The sequence below is a fragment of the Streptomyces sp. NPDC031474 genome (assembly GCF_055581185.1).
This window is the reverse complement of record NZ_JBVIJX010000002.1, coordinates 434,357-455,999: the sequence shown is the minus strand read 5'-3', so window position 1 is coordinate 455,999 and position 21,643 is coordinate 434,357. Positions and strand designations below refer to the sequence as shown.

Sequence of the window (21,643 nt, the reverse complement as noted above, 5' to 3'; positions counted from 1 at the left end):
GCGCGCCGATGACCACCACCGCCCTGTCCGACACCGCCCCCTCCGCCGGCCCCGTCCGCCAGATCGTCCCGCCCGAGGACCGGTACGCCACCGAGCTGGCCTTCCTCGCCGCGTACGACGACGGGCCGCGCCCGCCCGCCTGGCGGCTCACCCCGCGTGCCGTCGTCACGTTCGTCATGGGCAGCGACGGCCGCGCCCTGAAGCTGCCCGACGGCGTCGACGCCCCCGACGGGGTGCCGCGCCGCCTGGCGGTGGAGGGCAAGTTCGTCGGCGACCGGGCGCTGGTGGAGCGGTGCGTGGTCACGCTGGCCGGGGAACGCGGGCTGCTGCTCGTCGGCGAGCCCGGTACCGCCAAGTCGATGCTGTCGGAGCTGCTGTCCACCGCCGTGTGCGGCACCAGCGGCCTGGTCGTGCAGGGCACGGCGGGCACGACGGAGGACCAGCTCAAGTACGGCTGGAACTACGCCCTGTTGCTCGCGCAGGGGCCGAGCCGGCAGGCGCTGGTGCCCTCGCCGGTGCTGACCGCCATGTCCCGGGGCGCCATCGCCCGGGTCGAGGAGGTCACCCGCTGTCTGCCCGAGGTGCAGGACTCGTTGGTCTCGCTGCTGTCGGAGCGGCGCATCGCCGTACCCGAACTGGCGGGCAGCGACGACGCGTTGGCGCATGCCGCGCCGGGCTTCAACCTGATCGCCACGGCCAACCTGCGCGACAAGGGTGTCTCGGAGATGTCCGCGGCCCTCAAACGCCGCTTCAACTTCGAGACGGTCGGCCCGATTCCGGACCTCGACGCGGAGACCGCGCTGGTGCGCAGTCAGGCGCGGGCGTCGGTGGAGCGGGCCGGGGCGCCCTTCCAGGTCGACGACGCCGTGCTGGAGGCTCTGGTCACCGCCTTCCGCGATCTGCGGGAGGGCCGGTCGGCGGAGGGCTGGGAGGTGGAGCGGCCGTCCACGGTGATGAGCACCGCGGAGGCCGTGTCCGTCGCGGGCGCGCTGGCGCTCGCGGCGGCGTACTTCCCGGGGGACCGTGACGTCCTGGGCCTGCTGCCGGGCCATCTGCTCGGCGTCGTCCGCAAGGACGATCCCGCCGACGCGGCCCGGCTGCGCGGCTACTGGGACGGTCCCGTCCGTCGCCGCGCGGAACAGGGCTCGGCCACCTGGCGCACCCTGTGGGATCTGCGCACGGTCCTGGAGGGCTGACGGCGTGTCCCTCCACCCCACCGCACCGGGCGCCCCGGACGAGGCGCTCGCCGCTCTCACCGACCCGGCCGCGCCCTACCTCATCGGCGTACGGCACCACGCGCCCTCGCTGGCCGCCGCCGTGCCCGCGCTGCTGGACGAGGCGAAGCCCGACGTGGTGCTCGTCGAGCTGCCGGCCGAGATGCAGGAGTGGCTGCCCTGGCTCGGGCACGAGGGGACCCGGGCTCCGGTGGCGCTCGCCGCGGCGCCCGGTGACAGCAGGGGCGGCGGGGGCGGCGGGGGTCCGGCGTTCTATCCGTTCGCCGACTTCTCGCCCGAGCTGGCCGCGGTGCGCTGGGCCGCCCGGCGCGGTGTCCCGGTGATCGCCTGCGACCTGCCCCTCACGGACCGGGCGTGGGCCGAGAGCCGCGACGGCGGCACGGCGCCAGGGGGTGCGCGGGGGCTCACCGACGCGCTCCGTGCCCGGCTCACCGGCCGCCCCGGCGACGATCTGTGGGACCGGCTGGTCGAGGCGACCGCTCCGGGCTCCCCGCCCGAGGCCCTGCGCCGGGCGGCCCTGCTGACGGGGTGGGCGCTGCGCGAGGACGCGGCCGCCTGCGGCGGGGTGCCCGAGCTGGATCTGCGGCGCGAACGGTGGATGCGGTCCCGTATCACCGAGGCCACCGCCGACGGCGCCCGGGCCGCGGTGATCATCGGCGCCTTCCACGCCCCGGCGCTGACGGGGTCGGCCCTCGCCGAACGCGGCACCGTCGCCGAACCAAGCATCGTCGCCGAGCGTCCCGGACAGGAGCGGCCCGGGGCCTGCCCCCCTGGCGGTGACGGGCGGGCAGTGACGTCCGGCTCTGCCCTGCCCGAGCAGGGCAGAGCTTCCGTCCCGGCCGGCGGCGAGCGGGCCGAAGCCGGCGCCCCGGGGCGGGGCTCGTGGACCACCTCCCTGATCCCCTACTCCTATGCGCTCCTGGACGAGCGCTCCGGCTATCCGGCCGGGATCCGGGACCCGGAGTGGCAGGACATGGTGTGGCGGGCGGCAGGGGATCCGGCCGCGTTGGAGGAGGCGCTGACGCGGGCGGCCGTGCGGGTCTGCGCGGAGTTGCGGGGGCTCGGGCATCCGTCCGGGCCCGCCGACGCGCGGGAGATCATCCGGCTGGCCTCGGATCTGGCCCGGCTGCGCGGGCTGCCCGCGGCGGGCCGTGGCGAGTTGGCCGAGGCCGTGCAGACGGTCCTCGCGCAGGGCGAGCCGTACGGGAGGGGACGGGCCGTGGCACGGGCGATGGAGCGGGTGCTCGTCGGCACGCGCACCGGCCGGCCCGCGCCGGACACGCCACGCAGTGGTCTCGCCCCGGCGGTCGAGGACGAGGTGGCGGGGCTGCGCCTGCCCGGACCGGAGAGCTCCTTGGGCCCGGCCCGGGAGCTGCGGCTGGACCCGCTGCGCTCGGATCTCGACCGGCGTCGTGAGCTGCTGTTGCGGCGGCTCACCGTGTGCGGGGTGCCGTACGGGGAGGCGAAGGAGGTCGTCGGCGCGGGCGGCGCCGAGGCCCTCACCTCGCGTTGGGAGGTGCGCTGGACGCCGGCGACGGCGGCCATGCTCACCGCGGCCGGCATGCGGGGGGTCACCGCCGCCCAGGCCGCCGAGGGCGTGCTGCGTGAACGGCGGCGCGCGGAGCGGGACGAGGGCGGTTCGACGGCCGCCCAGGTGCTGCAAGGGCTCGTGGAAGCCGCCGAGTGCGGGCTGCCGCTGCTCGCCGACGAGCGGCTCGACGACGTCGCCGAGGTGCTGCCGCACGCCGGCACGCTGCCCGAACTCCTCGCCGCACTGGCCCTGTTGGACCGGCTGCGGGCCGGTCACGTGCCGGGGCTCGGCGCCGACGAGGACCGTACGGCGCGTGCGGCCGGCGTCGCCGAGCTGCTCACCGCGGCGGCGGTGCGGCAGGTGGACGGCCTGACCGGCTCCGAGGACCCCGCCGACGCCCGCGCCCTGCTCGAACTCGCCCACCGGGCCGATCTGTTGGGCGGAATCCGGCTCACCGACGCCCTCGCCCGGCTGGCCGCCGCCGGCTCTCCGCTGATGCGCGGTGCCGCCGGAGCCGTCCGGGTGCTGCTCGGGCAGGAGGACGCCCGGGCCTTCGGCGACCGTGTCGCCTCCTGGGTCGACGGAGCGGTCGACCCCGACGCGCGGTCGGCCCTGACGGCCCGGCTGAGCGGGCTGCTCACCGCCGCGGGCCCGCTGCTGGAAGCCGCCGCGCCCGCGCTGGAGCCCCTGCTCGACCGGATCTCCGAGCTGTCCGACGGGGAGTTCCTCGACCGGCTTCCCGCGCTGCGGGGCGGATTCGACACGCTGAGTCCCGCCGCCCGCGACCGGCTCCTCGCGGCCGTCGAGGAACGCCTCGACACCAGGTACGTCGCCGACACCGACGGCGTCGACCCGGCCGCGCTCGCCGCCTGGACCGGAGCGGACCTCGCGGCCCGTGCCACCCTTCGATCGCTGGGGCTGCTGCCCGCGCCACGCGGCGACGCACAGCCGCCGACCCCCGAGGCCGTCACCCCCGCAACCGCCCCCGACACCGGTACCCGCACCGTCGTGGGCTCCGTCGTGGGCTCTGTCGTGGGCGCTGTCGTGGGCGCTGTCGAGGAGGATCGCCGCCTCGCTCCCGCCGACCGCTGGCGGCTCGTCCTGGGCCGCCGCAGCGACCGGCTCCCTTCGTCCGCCCGCTCGTTGGCGACGGCGCTGGACGAGCTGTACGGCAGCGGGCGCGGCGAGGGCAGCCGTGGGAACCTGACGGGGCCGGGGTCCGGCGGCGGCCGGGACGTACCGTATCCCGGGGTGCGGGAGTGGTCGGAAGAACTGGCGGCGCTGTTCGGGCCGGGCATCCGCGAGGAGGTGCTGGCTGCGGCCGCCGCGTCGGGGCGCAACGACGTGCTCATGGAGCTGGACGCGGACAGCGTGCGCCCCTCGGTCGATCTGCTGCGCACGGTGCTGCGGCACGCGGGCGGGCTGCCCGAGGCGCGGCTGGCCGCGCTGCGTCCGCTCGTCCGGCGGCTGGTCGACGCGCTGACCCGGCAGCTCGCCACCCGGCTGCGGCCCGCTCTGCACGGCACGACGCTGCCGCGCCCCAGCCGGCGTCCGGGCGGCGGGCTCGACCTGCCCCGTACGCTGCGCGCCAACCTGGCGACCGCGCGGCGCGGCCCCGACGGCACGGTGCACGTCATCCCCGAGCGCCCGGTGTTCCGCACGCGGGCGCGACGGGCCGCCGACTGGCGGCTGATCCTCGTCACGGACGTGTCGGGGTCCATGGAGGCGTCCACGGTGTGGGCCGCGCTCACGGCCTCGGTGCTGGCCGGGGTGCCGACGCTGTCCACGCACTTCCTGGCGTTCTCCACGGAGGTCATCGACCTCACCGGCCAGGTCGACGACCCCTTGTCGCTGCTGCTGGAGGTCAGCGTCGGCGGCGGCACGCACATCGCCGCAGGGCTGCGGCACGCGCGTGAGCTGGTCACTGTGCCGTCGCGGACCCTCGTCGTGGTCGTGAGCGACTTCGAGGAGGGCTACCCGCTCGGCGGGCTGCTCGCCGAGGTGCGCGCGCTGGTCGGGGCGGGCTGTCACGTCCTGGGCTGTGCGAGCCTCGACGACACCGGCCGGCCCCGCTACTCCACGGGCGTCGCCGGTCAGCTCGTCGCCGCGGGGATGCCCGTCGCCGCCCTCAGCCCGCTCGAACTCGCCCGCTGGGTAGGGGAGAAGATCGCATGAGCTCGAGTCCGGAGCTGCCTCCGGTCGCCCCGTCCGTCACCGCCGAACTCGTCGAGGCGCTCTCGCCCCGGCTGCGCAAGCGGCTGGACGCGGGCATCGCCAAGCTGACGGCTCGTCCGGTCGTCCGCGAGGGCGACACCGTACGGATCGCCGTCGACGACGACACCGACCTCGAACTGCACGCACCGGGCGGCACGGTGGCCGACGCGGACGCGATCCGCTGCGGCTGTCTGCTCGCCCCCGACTGTCTGCACCGCGCGGCGGCGGCCTCGGCCGCGCCGGTCGCCGACCCCACGCCAGACACGGCACCCACGTCCTCACCGCAAGCGCAGACGCAAGCAAAGAAGAAGGCGGAGGAGGACGCGGCGGCGGCGCAGGAAGAGGCGGCGGCGCAGGGCACGGAGCCGGAGCCGGAGACCGCCGGCCCGGCCCAGCTCGCCGCCGCACAGGCCGTGTACGACGCGTCGGCCGCCGTTCTGGAAGCCGGTACGGACGGGTCCGGCGCCGTGCTCCAGGCGGAGCTCCTGCGCGCCGCGCACACCGCCCGGCTCGCGGGACTCCCCCGTGCCGCCGCCTCGGCGGTCTCCGCGGTCACCGGGATACGCGCGGCCCGCTCCGCCGATCCCGGGTACCGGCAGTCCGACCTCGTGGACGCCCTGCGCACCGTCCTCGGCGTGGCCCACCGGCTGCCCTTCGCGAACGGCCCGGACCTGGCCGAACTGCGCGGCGCCGTACGGCAGCCGTACGCCCCGGACGGCTCGCTGCGCCTGTACGGCGTCTTCTCCGAGCCGGTGTCGACGGCGACCGGGTACGCGGGCGCGGTCACCTGGACCGCCGACGCCGGGGGCCGTCTGTACACGGTGTCCGACGTGGCTCCGGGCGGACCGAGCCGGGCGATCGGCGCCGCCGACCGTGCCGTCCGGATCGGGGACACCGCCCTGACCCACCGTGAGCTGTCGCGGGCGGGGCTCGCGGTCTTGGGGGCGACCGTCTCGCCGACGGGGCGGCTCGGCGCGGGGGCGGGGGTGCGGGCGGTGCGCGCGTCCGGTGCCGCCTGGGACGCGGAGCCGCTGGAGCGGCTGTGGGCGGTGCCCGTGGCCGAGCAGGTCGCCCGTGCTCTGAGCGGCGGCCATGGCCTGCTCTTCCTCGACGTCACCCTGGCGGGCACGGTCCGCGAGGCGGCCGGCGACTGTCTGCTGGCCGACTGCGACGGCCTCCCCGTCCGGCTGGCCACGGCCCACGAGGATCCGGCGCTGCCGTACCGCGACAACCTCCGCCTGCTGGCCGCCGCCCGGGGCAGCCGGCTGCGGGTCGTCGCGCGGCTCGTGCCGGGGCCGCTCCCGCGCGCGCTGCTGCTCGCCGCCGAACATCCCGCCCAGCCGGACGCCCGGGTGGATGTGGGCCTCGACCGCCTCCAACACGCGGACCTGCCCACGTCCAGGGCGGCCTCCGCCCCCGTCCCCGCTCCCGTGGTGGACGAGGCGCCGCTGCATCTCCTGAGCCGCCGTGTGCACCAGGCGGTCTCCGGCGGCCGTCGGGTTCTTGCGTTCCCGGACAGCGGGGCGGGCGACGGCGGGCGGCTGCGGCGCGTCGGTCTCGCCACCGCGGGCGACCTCCTCGACGACCTGCGGGCCGCCGCCGCGGACCGCTCCCGGGACGCCTTCGGCCGGCTGCTCCCCGCCGACACCGGCCGCTTCGCCCGCGCCTGGCTGGCCGCGGCCGTCTACACCGCCGAGGTCGAGCGGACCCTGTGCGCGGCGGCCTGGGGTGCGCGGACGGAGGCGGTGACGGCGATGCTGTGAGGACGCAGGCCGACGCCCGTCCCTTTAGGTCAGGATCTGACCTCTATGGCTTCTAACGTGGTCCTCGACCGCGGAACAGCCTTCACGGCAGTCACGGAAGAAGAGGACCATGAGCGACTCCACCCCCCTCGCCCAGACCGTCACCGGCGAGCGCGCCGACCTGCTGGAGGCGCTCGCCAAGCAGCGGCACTTCCTGCGCTTCACGACCCGCGACCTCACCGACGAGCAGCTCGGGCAGCGGACCACGGCCAGCGAGCTGTGTCTCGGCGGCCTGATCAAACACGTCACGTCGGTCGAACGGTCTTGGGCGGCGTTCATTCTTAAGGGCCCGTCGGCGATGCCCGACTTCAGCAGCATGACCCAGGAGGACTTCGCCAAGCGGGCCGACGAGTTCCGTATGCTCCCGGGCGAGACGCTGGCAGGAGTGTTGAAGGACTACGACGAGGTCGCGCACCGTACCGACGAGCTGGTCGCGACCCTGCCCGACCTCAACGCGGACCACCCCCTGCCGTCGGCCCCGTGGTTCGAGCCGGGCCTGCGCTGGTCGGCCCGCCGGGTCCTGCTGCACATCGTCGCCGAGACCGCGCAGCACGCCGGTCACGCCGACATCATCCGCGAGTCCCTGGACGGGTCGAAGAGCATGGGCTGACCTCAGCCGCTCCCGAAGACCTCCGCGACCTCCAGGACGTGGGTCTGCCAGGGCTCCAGGGCGACGAACAGGCCGGGGTCGGCCAGTTCGTCGCCGTCGCGGTCGTACGACTGTGAGGTGAGCAGGTCGGTCAGGCGGTGCGGGCGACCGCGCAGGTCGTCCCAGGGCAGGGGCAGCCGGGCCTGGGACGGCTGGTCGCAGTCGTTGACGACGACCAGGTGGCGGGCGTCGCCGTCCGTCCAGGTCCAGGCCAGCAGGTTGCGGCGGGTGTCGTTGTCCGGCCAGCCCGTCGGGGCGAGCGGCCGCCATGCGCCCCGTCGGACGGCGGCCGCGGCCGGCAGCAGCCGGCGGTGGAAGTCGCGCAGCGGCTCGTCGACGGGCTCGTGCGGTCTGCGGGCGAGGAACACCGGTGGACGCACCCGGCGTCCCTCGAACTGGCCCTCGTGCCAGAGGGTCGCTCCGGGCAGGGTGGCGACGGCGACGGCCGCCGCCCGTTCCCGCGCGCCGGGCAGGGTGGCGGCGGCCCGTGGCTCGTCGTGGTTCTCCAGGAAGCGGACCAGGCGTCGCTGGTAGGCGAGGTCGGCTCCCAGGTGGGCGCGGACGGAGTCGGCGTCCTCGTGCAGGAGGCGGTCGCGCAGCCGCTTGTCGTAGCAGTGGTCGAAGCCCTGCTGCTGAAGGGCCCATTCCAGGTCCCAGTAGGCCTCCGCGACGAGGAGGAGATCCGGGTGGCGCTCGCGGACGCGCGAGACGACGTACGGCCAGAAGTCCTCGGTGGGAGCCGGTCCCGCCCGGTCGCCCCAGGTCTTCGCGAAGACGTCGTTCATCAGCAGCATCGCCATGTCGCAGCGCACGCCGTCCGCCTGGTCGCCGATCGCCACCAGGGTGTCCACGGTCGCCGCGCGCAGGTGTTCGCTGAAGGCGTTCAACTGGACGACGTCCGGCCAGGACGGGAAGAACGGGTCACGGCCCCGGGCGTAGACCCGGCCGGCGGCCTCGATGTACTCGCCGGGGGCTCGGGCCAGGTCGTCCGCGGTGCCCTGGATCAGGCGGTCGGGGTGCGCGGTGAGCCAGGGGTGGTCGGGGGCGATGTGGTTGGGGACGAAGTCGAGGATCAACCGCAGTCCGCGGGCGGCGAGTTGGGCCCGGGCCGCGGCCAGTGCGTCCGGTCCGCCGAGCGAGGCGTCGACGACGTAGTCCCGTACGCAGTACGGGGATCCGGCGATGTCCGCCTCGGTGAGGTCGGGCAGGGCTTCGCGCAGCGACGTCAGCAGGGCCTCGTCGCGCAGCGCGATCCGCAGACCGGCCGGGCTGCGCTCCCAGACACCCATCAGCCAGACGGTGTCGATACCGGACAGCGCGACCTCGTCCCAGGCCTTGCCGGGCACGTCGCCCAGGGTGACGCGGCGCCCGTACCGCGCACTCAACTCGCCCAGCCAGACAAGGGTGTTGATCTCGTAGAGCACCGTCATGACAGGGGCTCCGCACGGTCGCCGTCGCTCTTCGGGCGCAGGGACTCCCGGCCGCCGCGATGCCACTCGTCGGGGGTGAGGGTGTGGAACAGCGTCGTGGTGGCCGCGACCAGGCCCGTCCAGCCGGTCTGGTGGGAGGCGCCGAGGCCCGTGCCGTCGTCGCCGTGGAAGTACTCGTAGAACAGGATCAGGTCCTTCCAGTGCGGGTCCTTGGCGAACTGGGGCTGTGCGCCGTGCACGGGGCGGTGACCTTCGCCGTCCGGCAGGAAGGTCGAGGTGAGCCGGTCGGAGATCTCCCGGGCGACCTCGTAGAGGTTCATCAGCCGTCCGGAGCCGGTCGGGCACTCCACGCGGAAGTCGGGGCCGTGGTAGCCGTGCAGGTTGAGCAGCGCGCGGATCAGAAGCAGGTTGATCGGGAACCACACCGGCCCGCGCCAGTTGGAGTTGCCGCCGAACATCCCCGAGTCGGACTCAGCCGGCAGATAGCCGACGCCGTACGTCTGGCCGTGGACATCGAAGGTGTACGGATGGTCGGCGTGGTGGCGGGAGAGGGAGCGGATGCCGTGCGGGCCGAGGAACTCGGCCTCGTCGAGCATGCGGGCCAGGATGCGGCGCAGCCGGTCCTCGCCGAACAGGGCGAACAGATAGCGGCCGTCGGCGCCCGGCTCGGCGGTCGCCTGCCGGGAGACGAAGGCCTCGACGGCCGGGTGCCGTTTGATGAACTCCTGGGCTCCCTGGACCAGTTCGGGAAAGCTCTGGTCCGCCCGGCCGCCGATGACGCTGGTCGCCGCCAGCGGGATCAAGCCGACCAGCGAGCGCACCTTCAGCGGGGTGGCGGTGCCGTCGGGCAGGCGCAGGACGTCGTAGAAGAAGCCGTCCTCCTCGTCCCAGAGGCTGGCGTTGTCCTTGCCGACGCGGTTCATGGCGACGGCGATCCACGCGAAGTGCTCGAAGAGCATCTGCGCCTGCTCGACGTAGACGGGGTTGTCGACGGCGAGTTCGATGGCGATGTCGAGGAGGTTCTGGCAGTACAGGGCCATCCATGCGGTGCCGTCGGCCTGGTCGAGGTGGCCGCCGGTGGGCAGCGGGGCGCTGCGGTCGAAGACGCCGATGTTGTCGAGGCCGAGGAAGCCGCCCTGGAAGACGTTGTTGCCGTCGACGTCCTTGCGGTTGAGCCACCAGGTGAAGTTCTTCACCAGCTTCTGGTAGGCGTTCTCCAGGAAGGCGCGGTCGGCGCGTCCGGTGCGATGCTTCTCCAGTTCGTAGACGAAGAGGGTGGCCCAGGCGTGCACGGGCGGGTTGACGTCGCCGAAGTTCCATTCGTACGCGGGGATCTGGCCGTTGGGGTGCAGGTAGAGCCGGTGCAGCAGCAGCTCCAGCTGGCTCTTGGCGAAACCGATGTCGACCATGGCCAGGGCCAGGGTGTGGAAGGCGAGGTCCCAGGCCGCGAACCACGGGTACTCCCAGGTGTCCGGCATCGACATGATCTCGTCGTTGACCATGTGGTACCAGGCGCTGTTGCGGATCCGGGGGTCGGCGGCGAGCGGGTCGACGCCGTGCTCGGCGAGCCAGCGCTCGACGTCCAGGTAGTAGTACTGCTTGCTCCACAGCATGCCGGCCAGCGCCTGCCGGACCAGGCGTCGCTCCTCGTCGCCCATGCCGTCCGGGGTGATGCCGTCGTAGAAGGCGTCGGCCTCGGTTCGGCGCAGGTCCAGCGTGGCGTCGAACTCCCCCCAGGGGTCTGCCGTTTCGGTGTCGGTCAGCCGCAGCCGGACGGTCGCGCTGCCGCCGCCGGGGACGGTGAGGACATGGTGGACGGCCGCCTTGGTGCCGGTGCGTGAAGGGTCGACGGCGCCGGTCTCGCCGTGGACGACGTAGCGGTCGATGCCGTCCTTGACGTAGGGCGTGGCGTTCGGACTGCCGAAGATCCGCTCGTTGTTGGTCTCGTTGCCGGTGAACAGGAGCTCCGCGGTGCCGTCGTGGTACAGCCGGCGGGGGCCGAGTTCGGGGTGGTCGGCGCGGACGGCGCCGTCCGTGGCGCGCAGGCAGGGCACGGCGTCGCCGCCCGCCCAGGACCAGGTGTGCCGGAACCAGAGGGTCGGCAGGAGGTGGAGGGTGGCCTCGTCGGGGCCGCGGTTGTGCGCCGTGATCTCGACCAGCAGGTCCTCGGGCCCGGCCTTCGCGTACTCGACGACCACGTCGAAGTAGCGGTTCTCGTCGAAGACGCCGGTGTCGAGAAGCTCGTACTCGACGTCGCGGCGGCCGCGGGCCCGGTTGGTGTCGACGAGGTCGGCGTAGGGGAACTCGCCCTGCGGATACTTGTAGAGGTACTTCATGTACGAGTGGGTGGGCGTGTTGTCGAGGTGGAAGTAGTACTCCTTGACGTCCTCGCCGTGGTTGCCCTCGGCGTTGGTCAGCCCGAACATCCGTTCCTTGAGGATCGGGTCGCGGCCGTTCCACAGGGCAAGCGCGAAGCACAGCCGCTGTTTGTCGTCGCTGACACCGGCGATGCCGTCCTCGCCCCAGCGGTAGGCGCGCGAGCGGGCCTGGTCGTGGGTGAAGTACGACCAGGCGTCGCCGTCGACGCTGTAGTCCTCCCGGACCGTCCCCCACTGCCGCTCGCTCAGGTACGGCCCCCACCTCCGCCAGGGCGCCACACCTTCGTCGGCCTCCGCCAGCCGCCTCCGCTCGGCATCCGCCGCTCCGTCGCCGTCCCTCATCGCCCGTCCTCCTCGCCACCGCCCCCGCGCTATGTCCACCCTGGGGCGCAGGGCACCGGCCCGCAATGACCTGTCGGTGCCGCGGACCCCACTTACGCCGAACGGCTGACCCGCGATCAACGCCTGTACGGCGCGTCGCCCTCAGCGGGCGGGATGGGGTCGGAGCCGCCCGCCGTCGCCGGGAGGCCGAGTCGATCGGTTCGCGAACTCGTCCTTCCGGACACCGGGAGGCCCGGCGTCCGGAAGAACCGGCGTCCGCGGTCCTCGGCGTTGCCCAGCCCCCGAGCCGGCCGCCAAGGTACGGCTGGACCTGGATCGGGGGTTGGCTCCGATGCGCCAGTTGCCGGCGGGCGGACCGGCGTCGACCGTGTCGTGGCCGATCGTGTCCCGAAACCGGTTCACCTGATCCTTCGCCGCGGCGTCCGTCGCCGGCGACGGACAGGGCGCTGCGGTCGGCGGCCCCCGCGTGCCGGGCGCGCAGCAGCCGCCGACGGAAGTCGAGGCTGCTTGATACGTCTCGACCACCCGCGAGCCGGCCAGATGCCGCTGCACGAGGGCGACGAGGGCGCTGGGAGGTCACGGTCCCCCGCCTCCGGCTCACGGCCCGGCGGCCCCTGTCCACGCTGCTCGCCTTCGCCGGTCCGGGGCACGTCCTCTTCTGCAGTGACCGACCGTTCGCCCCGGACCTCGCCGGGCAGTACGTCGTGGGCGGCCTCGGCGAAGGCGTCGATGCCGCCACCGTGAGAGTCGTGCACTGCGCCGACGCGGAGGCGCGCTTCCCCCGGCCTGGCGGCCGCGCCCCGCGCCGGCTGCCGCTCCCCCGCCGGCGGGTCACGTCCGGCCGGGTCCCGCCTGTGCCGCCCCACTCAACGGGGCCGGAGCCCGCCTCCTCTTCGAACTCCTCCAGTCCCGCGACATCTGAGGCCGCCCGGCGCGGTCGGCCACCGGGCGGTTGCTCACAGGCGGTTCCTCACGGGAGGTTCGCGGGCTGCTGGGTGAGGCGGATCAGCAGGACGGCCGGGGTGCGCGGGAGCGAGATCCGCAGGCCGCTGCCGTCCCAGACCGCCGAGCCGGCGGTCGCGGCGGACGGGTGCAGGATCTCCGCCCGTACTGCGCGTCCCGCCAAGTGCCTTACGGGCAGCTGGAGTTCAAGCTTACCGCCGCGGCGCCAGACGGAGACGTACGACGTCCGGTCGCCGGGTGCCCGCATCCCCAGGGCCAGCCACTCGTCCGTCCATCCGGGCAGGCCGAGCGGCCAGAACGGCGCGGCCTGTGCGAGATCCCCGCGGATCGTCCGGTATGCGCTCACCGCGTCCCGCACCAGGGCGAGTTGACGCTGCGTCATCCGGTCCAGGTGACCGGAGAGATGGATGCGTCCGAGGAGGGCGCCGCCGAGGGTGAAGGCGATCAGGTCGTCGTCGTAGCCGGGCTGCGGGTAGGCCCAGACGGCGCCCTGCTCGGGCGGGGCGGCCGTCGGCGCGGCGGCGGCGATGGGCGGGTAGCGCAACGGGTCCTGCTGGTCGCTGGTCGACTGGAGCTGGGTGACGGCCAGCGTGGCGCCGTCCATCCGCATGCCGCCCGAGGCGCAGTTCTCGACGACCAGACCGGGGTGGCGGTCGAGCACCTCGGACAGCCAGTCCAGGTAGGCGTGGGCGTGGCCGAGCAGTCCGGCCCCCGGTGCGAGGTCGCCGGGTGCGCAGGTGCCCGGGTCGATCACGATGTTGTAGTCGAGCTTGAGATAGCCCACGCCCCAGTCGCCGACGATGCGGTCCACCGTCCGGTCAAGGTGCGCGCGGGCCGCCGGGTGCCGTAGGTCGAGCTGGTGGCGGCCCTGCTCGGTGAGGCGTACGCCGTCGCGCTGGAAGAAGGCGTCCGGTGGCAGCGCGGCGGCGACGGGGCTGCGCACCCCGACGACCTCCGGCTCCAGCCACAGCCCGGGCACCATGCCCCGTTCCCGGATCCGCTCCAGGACCGCCCGGATCCCGCCGCCGGGGAAGCGGCGCGGCGAGGGCAGCCACTCGCCGACGCTGTCCCACCAGCCGTCGGCGTCGTCGTCGTACCAGCCGGAGTCGACGCAGAAGTACTCCGCTCCGGCCTCGGCCGCCGCGTCGATCAGGGGCAGCAGCTTGTCCGTCGTCGGGTCGCCCATCAGCGTGTTCATGTAGTCGTTGAAGACGACGGGGAGCGCCGCGTGATCCGGGTGCGGACGGCGGACGGCGCGGCGGTACGAGGTCAGCGCGCCCATCGCCGCGTCGAACCCGGCGCCGAGGGCCAGGACCCCGGGCACCGTGGTGAACTCCGCGCCGGGGGCGAGGCGGACCCGCCACTGGTGCTCCGCGTCCGTGGGGCCGTTCAGCGCCAGATAGGTACGGCGGGCGCGTTCGCCCAGGTCCCAGCGCCAGCCGGCCGGAGACTCGACCTGCCACAGCCAGGTCCGGCCGCTCCCCCGCTCGGTCAGCGCGCCCATCGGCAGATGCCCGTCGGTGGGCCAGCTACCGCGTCCGGTGAGGGCGAGGGCGGCCCGGCTGTCGTGCTGGTGAGCGCCGACGTTGATGTCGGCGACCGTGTCGCGCAGCGGCTCGGCGTACCAGCGGCACTCCGCGAGCCAGTCGTTACGAGCCCGGTGAACGTCGAGGTCGTCCGGCGAGGGCAGGCCGCCGAGCAGCAGGCTGCTGACGGACTGGACGACGACAGGCTCGGCGCCCTCGTTGCGCAGCCGGACGCGCGAGCACAGGACGGGCAGTCCGGCGGGGGACGTCAGCTCGACGAACGCCGTCAGCCCGGTTGCCTCGTCGTGGAGTTCGACGGTCAGCCACTGCCGGTCGGGGCCGTTGCCGCCGAGGTGGGACCGGTAGCGCAGCCGTGCGCCGAGGGCCGTCCCCGTGAAGCGCGGGCCGGACCAGCCGCTGCCGTGGCCGAGAGCGGTCAACTCGACGAGGGGGAGGGCGGATTCGGGGTCCGGGGCGAAGCCGGGGTCGTCGTCGACCCGGTCCAGCCGGAGCAGACGCAACGTCCCGTCGGGGGCGGTGCCGAACTCGATCTCAAGGGCCGGATGAGCCCAACTGAACCGAACCTGGGGGTAGTTGATGACTCTCCGCATTGCATCCGCCGTACCGGTCAAGGTGCTTCCCCTCCCGACCCCGCCCCTGCCGGTGCGCCGGCGGCGGTCGCGTCACTCGCGTGAATCCCTCGTTACGGTCTCTTGACGACCCCTGTGTGACCGGTCACAATCCTGGCATGAATGTGACCGGTCACACAAGGCGTCCGGCGAGCATCCGGGACGTCGCGACGGCCGCCGGAGTCTCGTACCAGACGGTCTCCCGGGTGATCAACGGGCATCCCAGCGTCAAGCCCGCGACCCGGGAGCGGGTGCTCGCCGCCATCGACGAGCTGGGGTTCCGCCGCAACGCGACCGCGCTCGCGCTGGCCAGCGGGCGCAGCCGGGCCGTGACCGTACTCACCGCCAACACCACTCACTACGGCTACGCCTCCATCCTCCAGGGCATCGAGGAGGCGGCCCGCGCCGCGTCCTACGCGGTGGGCATCGGCGTGCTGGAATCGGCGGACGAGTCAGCCGTCGCCGCCGAGGTACAGCGGGCGGCGGACGCGAGCGGCGGACTGATCGTGATCGCCTACGATCCGGCCGGCGTCCGGGCCCTGACCGCCGTCCCCGCCGGACTGCCCGTGGTCGGGGTGGTCGAGACGCCGGCGAGCCCGCCCGCGGGCGACCGCCCCTGGGTGTGGACCGACGACCGCGAGGCCGCCTACCAGGCGACCCGGCATCTGCTCTCCCTCGGCCACGAGACCGTGCACTACGTGGCCATCCCGTCCAGCACCCGGCGCACCGGCGCCCGCACCACCGGCTGGCGCGAGGCCCTCAAGGAGGCCGGGGCTCCGCAACCCCGTCCCATGCAGGGCAGTTGGGGTCCGGCGGGCGGTCACGCGGCGGGCCGCAGGCTCGCCCGGGATCCGGCCGTCACCGCGATCCTGTGCGGTAACGACGACCTCGCCCTCGGGGTGCTGCGCGCCCTGCACGAGGCAGGCCGGTCCGTGCCCGGCGAGGTCAGTGTGGCCGGGTTCGACGACGCCCCGCACTCCGCCTACCTCACGCCGTCCCTGACGACGGTGCGGCTGGACTTCACCGGCCTCGGCAGGTCCGCCTTCGCCCTGCTGCACGGGGCGCTGGAGGAGTCCGCGCAGATCGCCCCGCACCCCGTCTCCGTACCGGAGCTGGTGGTGCGGGAGAGCTCGGGGGCCGCGCCCGCTCACGACTGACCCCCTCTACGAGCCCCACGGATACGTCCCGCAGAAACGAGTCCTGTCTCCTGCACCACCTGTTCCGGAAAGGCACGTGATGATGAGAAGAGCTCTCCCTGCCCTGGCGCTGGCCTGCGCCCTCGGCCTGGCCGCCACCGCGTGCAGCGACCCCACCGCCGCCCACTCCGGCACGGACGCGAAGAAGTCCGCCGTCGACCCGACCGCCCGCCTGGACGGCGTACGACTGACCATGTGGACGGCGCAGAACACCCTCAACGCGCCCAAGCAGGTCATCGACGCCTTCGAGAAGGCCACCGGCGCGAAGGTGGAGACCCAGGCGATCCCGGACCTCTACGAGCAGAACGTGCCGACCAAACTCGCCTCCGGCGACCGCCCGGACCTGATGTTCTGGCAGCCGTCGATCTCCACCCTGCCGTTCGTCCAGCCACGGCAGAACCTCCTCACCCTGGACGGCGAGGAGTGGGTCTCCAAGCTCGGCGCCACCGAGAGGTCGCTCGGCGTCATCGACGGCAAGCGGTACGCGGCGATCGTCACCAGCCCCGCCATGCTCGGCGTCTACTACAACAAGGACGTCTTCCGGCGGGCCGGGCTGACCGAGAAGGACTTCCCGAAGTCGTACGACGAACTGCTGGCCGTCGGTCACACCGTCAAGGACAAGGCCGGCACGGCCGCCTTCTACGAGGCCGGCGGCGACAAGTGGCCCCTGCAGTGGCAGATGCAGGTCCAGCTCACCGACCTCGACCAGCAGTGGTGGGCCGGCCTGAACGAGAACAAGGAGAAGTGGACCGACCCGGTCGTCGTCGCCGCGATCAAGAAGTACAAGGAGAAGCTGCTCGACGCGGGCCTCGCCCAGAAGAACTACCGCACCGGCACCTTCACGGGGCAGGCCGACGCGCTGTGGAACGGCGACGTCGGCATGGTCCTCAACGTCACCTCCTTCCAGAGCCAGTTGCAGGCCAAGCACTCCACCGCCGAGATCGACTCGAAGATCGGCTGGTTCCCGGTCGCCGAATCCTCCGCGACCGGTCTGTACTCCCCCGACCAGACCAACGGGGTCGTCGCCTTCAGGACGGGTGACGAGAAGCGGCAGAACGCGGCCCGGCAGTTCCTCGCCTTCTGGCTCGGCCCGGACTACCCCGCCTACATCAAGGCGATGAAGATCCCGTCCGTGGAGCCGTCCGTGCCCACCCCCGACGGACTTCCGGGGACGTCGAAGGCCCAGGTCGCGGCCCTGCCCAAGGCCATCGGAGTGTTCCAGGCCAAGGCGATCGTCGCCCCGGACACCCATCTCTACCTCGCCGACATGATCTACGACAAGAAGAGTCCGCAGCAGGTCGCCCAGGCGATCCAGGACCAGTTCGCGCAGGTGGCCAAGGCCCAGGGCGCGCCCGGCTTCTAGACGACACGGGGCTTCCCATGGCGGACACAGCGATACGCACAGACGAGCAGCCGACGACGAGAAGCGGACCGAAGCGGGTGGGACGGCTCCCGCGCGCCGCCGTGCACCACCCCTGGTGGTTCGCGCTCCCCGCGATCGCCGTCTTCGCGGGCTTCTTCCTGGTGCCGAACCTGCTCAACTTCTACTACCCGTTCACCGACTGGTCCTCCTACCACCCGGGCATCTCCTTCACCGGCCTCGACAACTTCCGGACCATCGCCGACGACGGCTCGCTGCTGCGCGCGATCCGCACCACCCTGCTGTACGCCGTGCTGGCCGCGCTGTTCCAGAACGGCTTCGGGCTGGCGCTGGCCCTGCTGCTGGAGGCCGACACCCGCTTCAACCGCTTCTTCCGCGCCGTCTTCTTCCTCCCGGTGCTCATCTCCGCCCTCGCCACCGGTTACGTCTTCCAGGCGCTGCTCGACCAGGACGGCGCCGTCAACTCGGTGCTGGGCACGGACATTCCATGGCTGGGCTCGACCACCTGGACGCTGGTCCTGGTCACCGTCGTGCACGGCTGGAAGTGGATGGGCCTGTCCATGCTGATCTATCTGGCCGGCCTCAAGGGCATCCCCGGCGAGATGCTGGAGGCCGCGAAGTGCGACGGCGCGGGGCCCTGGCGGACCTTTCGGTCGGTGCGCTGGCCGATGCTGGCGCCGGCCCTCACCTTCAACGTGACGACGGCTCTGATCGGGTCGATGAACACCTTCGACATCGTGCAGGCCACCACCGGGGGCGGGCCCGCGGCCTCCACGGAGGTCTTCAACATCTACATGTTCCGGGTCTTCGGACAGGGCCTGTACGCCCAGGCGTCCGCGATGAGCCTCGTGCTGTTCCTGGTCGTGGTCGCCGTCGCGATCCCGCTGGTCGTCGGCCTGCGGCGAAGGGAGCAACTGCTGTGACCGCGCTGCTGTGGCGCTACGGCCGCCCCGTCCTCGTCCTCCTCCTGGCCGGTCTCGCCGTCGGCGTGCCGCTGTGGCTGGTCGTCGTCACCTCGGCCAAGCCGCAGGCGGAGGCGCTCAGGCCGAACCTCGACCTGCCGCGGCACTGGCAGTCCGGCAGCAACTACGCGGACGTCCTCGGCGAGGGCGAGATGCTGCGCGGCTTCGTCAACTCGACGCTGGTCGTGGTGCCTTCGGTGGCCCTCGTGCTGGTCCTCGGGGCGGGCGCCGCCTGGGTCTTCGCCCGCCGCAGGTCCTGGCTCGTCTCGGCGGCGTACGCGCTCTGCGTGAGCGGGCTGCTGCTGCCGCCCGCGGTGATCACCATCGTGATGGAGCTGCGGCAGCTGGGCCTCGCCAACACCCGGCCCGGGATGATCGCCGTCTACACCGCGATGTACCTGTCCACGTCGATCTTCTTCATGACGGGGTTCATCCGCGCCATCCCGCTGGAGCTGGAGGAGGCGGCGCGGATCGACGGGGCACGGCCGCTGCGGATCTTCCTGCGGATCATTCTTCCGCTGCTCAGGCCCGTGATCGCCACCGCGACGATCATGGTGATGCTGTACGCCTGGAGCGACGTCTTCTACTCCTTCTTCGTCCTCGGCGGCGGCGAGCGGGCCACCCTCCCGCTGAACCTCTACAAGGTCGCCTCCGCCCAGCTCTACCTCAACAACTGGCATCTCGTCTTCGCCTACGTCGTGGTGATGAGCCTGCCCATGGTCGCCGTGTTCCTGGTCGGCCAGCGAAAGATCGTGTCCGGAATCACCAGTGGAGCCGTCAAATGACCGGAGGTCCAGCAGCGTGAGCCCCCGCACCGGTACGACACCCCGCATACGTACCCGTACGAGAACAGCCCTTGTCACCGCCGTACTTGGAGTCACCGCCATGGCAGGCACCCTCCCCGCAGCGGGCCCGGCGGCAGCCGCGGCCGACCCGCAGCGCCTCACCGTCGACCTCGCCGCCTCCGAGGGCCCGGTGCTGCGCGGCGCCAACGGCGCGCTGTACGGGCTCAGCGACGACGGTGTGCCCAGCGACGCCGCGCTGGAGCCGCTGAAGATCACCAGCATCTCGCAGAAACCGGAGGGCGGCGCCCAGCATCCCAACGGGGACGCGCTCTCCGTCTCCAGGTCGTTCTTCCGCAACGGCGGCGGCGAGATCAACGTCATGATGCAGGACATCTACGCCAAGTGGCCGTACGAGGACCTCGGCATCGACGACTACCTCCCCAAGGTCGACAAGATCGTCAAGGAGGTGTCGGCCGACCCGAACAGCGACCGCTTCGTCTACATCCCGTTCAACGAGCCCGACTGGATCTGGTACAACATCGGCGTCGCCGACCAGGCGCAGTACGAGGTGAACCGCGACCGGTTCTTCAGGGACTGGAAGACGGTGTACCAGCGGATCCGCGCGATCGACCCCGACGCGAGGATCGCCGGCCCCAACGAGACGGGCTACCACACCCGGCTGATGACCGACTTCCTCACCTTCGCCAAGCGGGAGAACGTCCTGCCCCAGGTGCTGACCTGGCACGAGCTGAGCTCCGGCTCGCTCCGGGACTTCCAGGGGCACTACGACAACTACCGTTCCATCGAACGTGAGTTGGGCATCGCACCGCTGAAGATCAGCATCGACGAGTACGCCAACCGCCGTGATCTGTCCGTGCCGGGCCAACTCGTGCAGTGGGTCTCGATGTTCGAGCGGAACAAGGTGTACGCCAACCAGGCCTACTGGGACGCCGCCGGCAACCTGGACGGCAACGTGGTGCGCACCAACATCCCCAACGGCGGCTGGTGGTTCTTCCGTTGGTATGCCGGGCTGACCGGCGACACCGTGCAGGTCACCCCGCCGCAGGCCGACACCGTCGACACCCTTCAGGGCCTGGCCTCCCTGGACGCCTCGCGCCGCCAGGCCCAGGTGCTGCTCGGCGGCTCCGACGGCGACTCGGACGTCGTGCTGCGCAACGTCCCCCGGTCCGTGTTCGGCCGTACGGTCACCGCGACCGTCGCCGAGGCCGCCTGGTCCGGCTACGAGGGACAGCATGCCGCCCCGCAGGTCCTCGCCCGGACCAGGCTCAAGGTGGCGGACGACGGTTCGGTGACCGTGCCACTGCGCGGCGCCCACAAGATGTCCGCGTACCGGATCGTGCTCACCCCCGGCGGCACCGGTACCCCCTCCCCCGCCACGGTCCCCTGGTCGGCGTCGTACGAGGCCGAGGACGCGGCCATCACCGGCGGCCAGGTCTACACCCAGGGGACGGTGAGCAACGCCAACGGCTACGCGGCCTCCGGCACCAAGGACGTCGGCTCCCTCAACACCCCTGCCAGCAAAGTGGACTTCACAGTGACGGTCCCGGCGGACGGGACGTACGACCTGGCGGTCCTGTACGGCAACCAGTCCGGCGCTCCCTCGACGCAGAAGCTGTCCGTCGACGGCGCGGCCCCGGTGACGGTGACGTATCCCTCCACGGAGAACTGGACGTACCGCGCCAAGAAGGACCTCGGCGTGGAGCTGTCGGCCGGCACCCATGTGCTGACGCTCGCCAAGGGCGACGCCGAGGTCACCCTCGACCGCATCGACCTGACCGCGCGCACGGGCACCCCGTCGGCGTCCTACGAGGCGACGCTCGCGGACATCAGCGGCAGGCCGTCGTACGACTACTCCTCGTCGGCCGGTGTGGGCACGGGCGCCCTCGTCCTGCGCCGGGGCGACAGGGCCGTCTTCGACGTGTACGCCCCGCGCGACGGCTACTACACGGTGGTGCCGCGCTCCTCGGCGCCCGTGCAAGTCGCCCTGCACGGCGAGAAGGTGACGGCGGCGCCGAGCAGGCCGCTGCGGCTCTACCTGGTGGCGGGCAACAACCGTGTGGCGCTGACCGCCGCACACGCGGCCGTCCGGTCCCTCGACGTGTCGGGCACGGGCTCCACGACCGGCGTCCTCTCCTACGAGGCCGCGTCCGCCGCCCTCGCGGGAGGGGCGAGGCTCGTCGACTCCGCCCACGCCTCCGGCGGCTCCTACATCGGCGATCTCGGCAACAGCCCCGCCAACACAGCCCGGTTCACGGTGCGGGCGCCTGAGTCCGGCCGCTACGTCCTGGTCGTGCACTACGCGCACAACGACCGCCGCGACAACGGCCACGCCTACAACACCGACATCATGTCCCGTACGGCGGACATCACGGTCGGTGCCGCGGCGCCGCGGAAGGTCACCTTCAAGAACACCTGGAGCGGGGACGACTACTGGACGCTGGGCGTCCCCGTCGATCTGAAGAAGGGCGCCAACAGCGTGACCTTCGCCAACGCGAACGCCTGGGCCCCGAACATCGACCGCATCGAACTGGGCCGCGTCGTCCGCCAGTCGTAGTCCGATGTGCGCGGCCGGTCCCGGGGCGTTCGCGGCGTCCCGGGA

At 72.8% G+C, this 21,643-nt stretch carries 12 protein-coding genes; 9 read left to right on the top strand and 3 right to left on the bottom strand.

Going from position 1 to position 21,643, the window contains the following annotated elements; translation table 11 throughout:
- The first annotated feature begins 8 nt into the window (after positions 1–8).
- The 4 genes from ACZ5SK_RS04975 to ACZ5SK_RS04960 all read left to right on the top strand — a co-directional run bounded on the left by ACZ5SK_RS04975 (position 9) and on the right by ACZ5SK_RS04960 (position 7,392).
- A complete protein-coding gene (locus ACZ5SK_RS04975; RefSeq protein WP_361706568.1) occupies positions 9–1,196 on the top strand; it encodes an ATP-binding protein in 1,188 nt (395 codons plus the stop codon).
- A gap of 4 nt (positions 1,197–1,200) precedes the next feature.
- Positions 1,201–4,941 (top strand): vWA domain-containing protein, encoded by a 3,741-nt coding sequence (locus tag ACZ5SK_RS04970; RefSeq protein WP_468575352.1) that lies wholly within the window; start codon positions 1,201–1,203, stop codon positions 4,939–4,941.
- Positions 4,938–6,743, top strand: coding sequence for a hypothetical protein (locus ACZ5SK_RS04965; RefSeq protein WP_334582646.1), 1,806 nt, complete (start codon positions 4,938–4,940; stop codon positions 6,741–6,743). The genes ACZ5SK_RS04970 and ACZ5SK_RS04965 overlap by 4 nt, the downstream gene beginning before the upstream one ends.
- A gap of 109 nt (positions 6,744–6,852) precedes the next feature.
- Positions 6,853–7,392: a DinB family protein gene (locus ACZ5SK_RS04960; protein ID WP_334582647.1), complete on the top strand. Its 540-nt coding sequence runs from the start codon at positions 6,853–6,855 to the stop codon at positions 7,390–7,392.
- Positions 7,393–7,394: 2 nt separating this feature from the next.
- Here ACZ5SK_RS04960 and ACZ5SK_RS04955 read toward each other — a convergent pair whose 3' ends face one another.
- From ACZ5SK_RS04955 to ACZ5SK_RS04945, 3 genes are all read right to left on the bottom strand, one after another.
- Positions 7,395–8,861: an alpha-amylase family glycosyl hydrolase gene (locus ACZ5SK_RS04955; protein ID WP_334582648.1), complete on the bottom strand. Its 1,467-nt coding sequence runs from the start codon at positions 8,859–8,861 to the stop codon at positions 7,395–7,397.
- Complete coding sequence (locus ACZ5SK_RS04950; RefSeq protein WP_361706489.1) at positions 8,858–11,581, bottom strand: MGH1-like glycoside hydrolase domain-containing protein; 2,724 nt, start codon at positions 11,579–11,581, stop codon at positions 8,858–8,860. Before ACZ5SK_RS04950 ends, ACZ5SK_RS04955 begins: the two co-directional genes overlap by 4 nt.
- 970 nt (positions 11,582–12,551) lie before the next feature.
- The gene (locus tag ACZ5SK_RS04945) at positions 12,552–14,681 is read right to left on the bottom strand and encodes an alpha-galactosidase (protein ID WP_468575349.1); all 2,130 of its coding nucleotides are present in this window, start codon (positions 14,679–14,681) and stop codon (positions 12,552–12,554) included.
- A 137-nt stretch (positions 14,682–14,818) separates the two neighbouring features.
- Between ACZ5SK_RS04945 and ACZ5SK_RS04940 the strand changes: the two genes are divergently transcribed.
- The 5 genes from ACZ5SK_RS04940 (at position 14,819) to ACZ5SK_RS04920 (ending at position 21,598) form a co-directional block, all read left to right on the top strand.
- A complete protein-coding gene (locus ACZ5SK_RS04940) occupies positions 14,819–15,856 on the top strand; it encodes a LacI family DNA-binding transcriptional regulator (RefSeq protein WP_319674374.1) in 1,038 nt (345 codons plus the stop codon).
- A gap of 79 nt (positions 15,857–15,935) precedes the next feature.
- Positions 15,936–17,258 (top strand): ABC transporter substrate-binding protein, encoded by a 1,323-nt coding sequence (locus tag ACZ5SK_RS04935; protein WP_334583795.1) that lies wholly within the window; start codon positions 15,936–15,938, stop codon positions 17,256–17,258.
- A 17-nt stretch (positions 17,259–17,275) separates the two neighbouring features.
- Positions 17,276–18,199 carry a carbohydrate ABC transporter permease gene (locus tag ACZ5SK_RS04930; RefSeq protein WP_334582651.1) on the top strand — a complete coding sequence of 308 codons (924 nt, stop codon included), beginning with the start codon at positions 17,276–17,278 and terminating at the stop codon, positions 18,197–18,199.
- Positions 18,196–19,023: a carbohydrate ABC transporter permease gene (locus tag ACZ5SK_RS04925; RefSeq protein WP_361706493.1), complete on the top strand. Its 828-nt coding sequence runs from the start codon at positions 18,196–18,198 to the stop codon at positions 19,021–19,023. The genes ACZ5SK_RS04930 and ACZ5SK_RS04925 overlap by 4 nt, the downstream gene beginning before the upstream one ends.
- Positions 19,024–19,123: 100 nt before the next feature.
- The gene (locus ACZ5SK_RS04920; RefSeq protein ID WP_334582653.1) at positions 19,124–21,598 is read left to right on the top strand and encodes a CBM35 domain-containing protein; all 2,475 of its coding nucleotides are present in this window, start codon (positions 19,124–19,126) and stop codon (positions 21,596–21,598) included.
- The last annotated feature ends 45 nt before the right edge of the window (positions 21,599–21,643 follow it).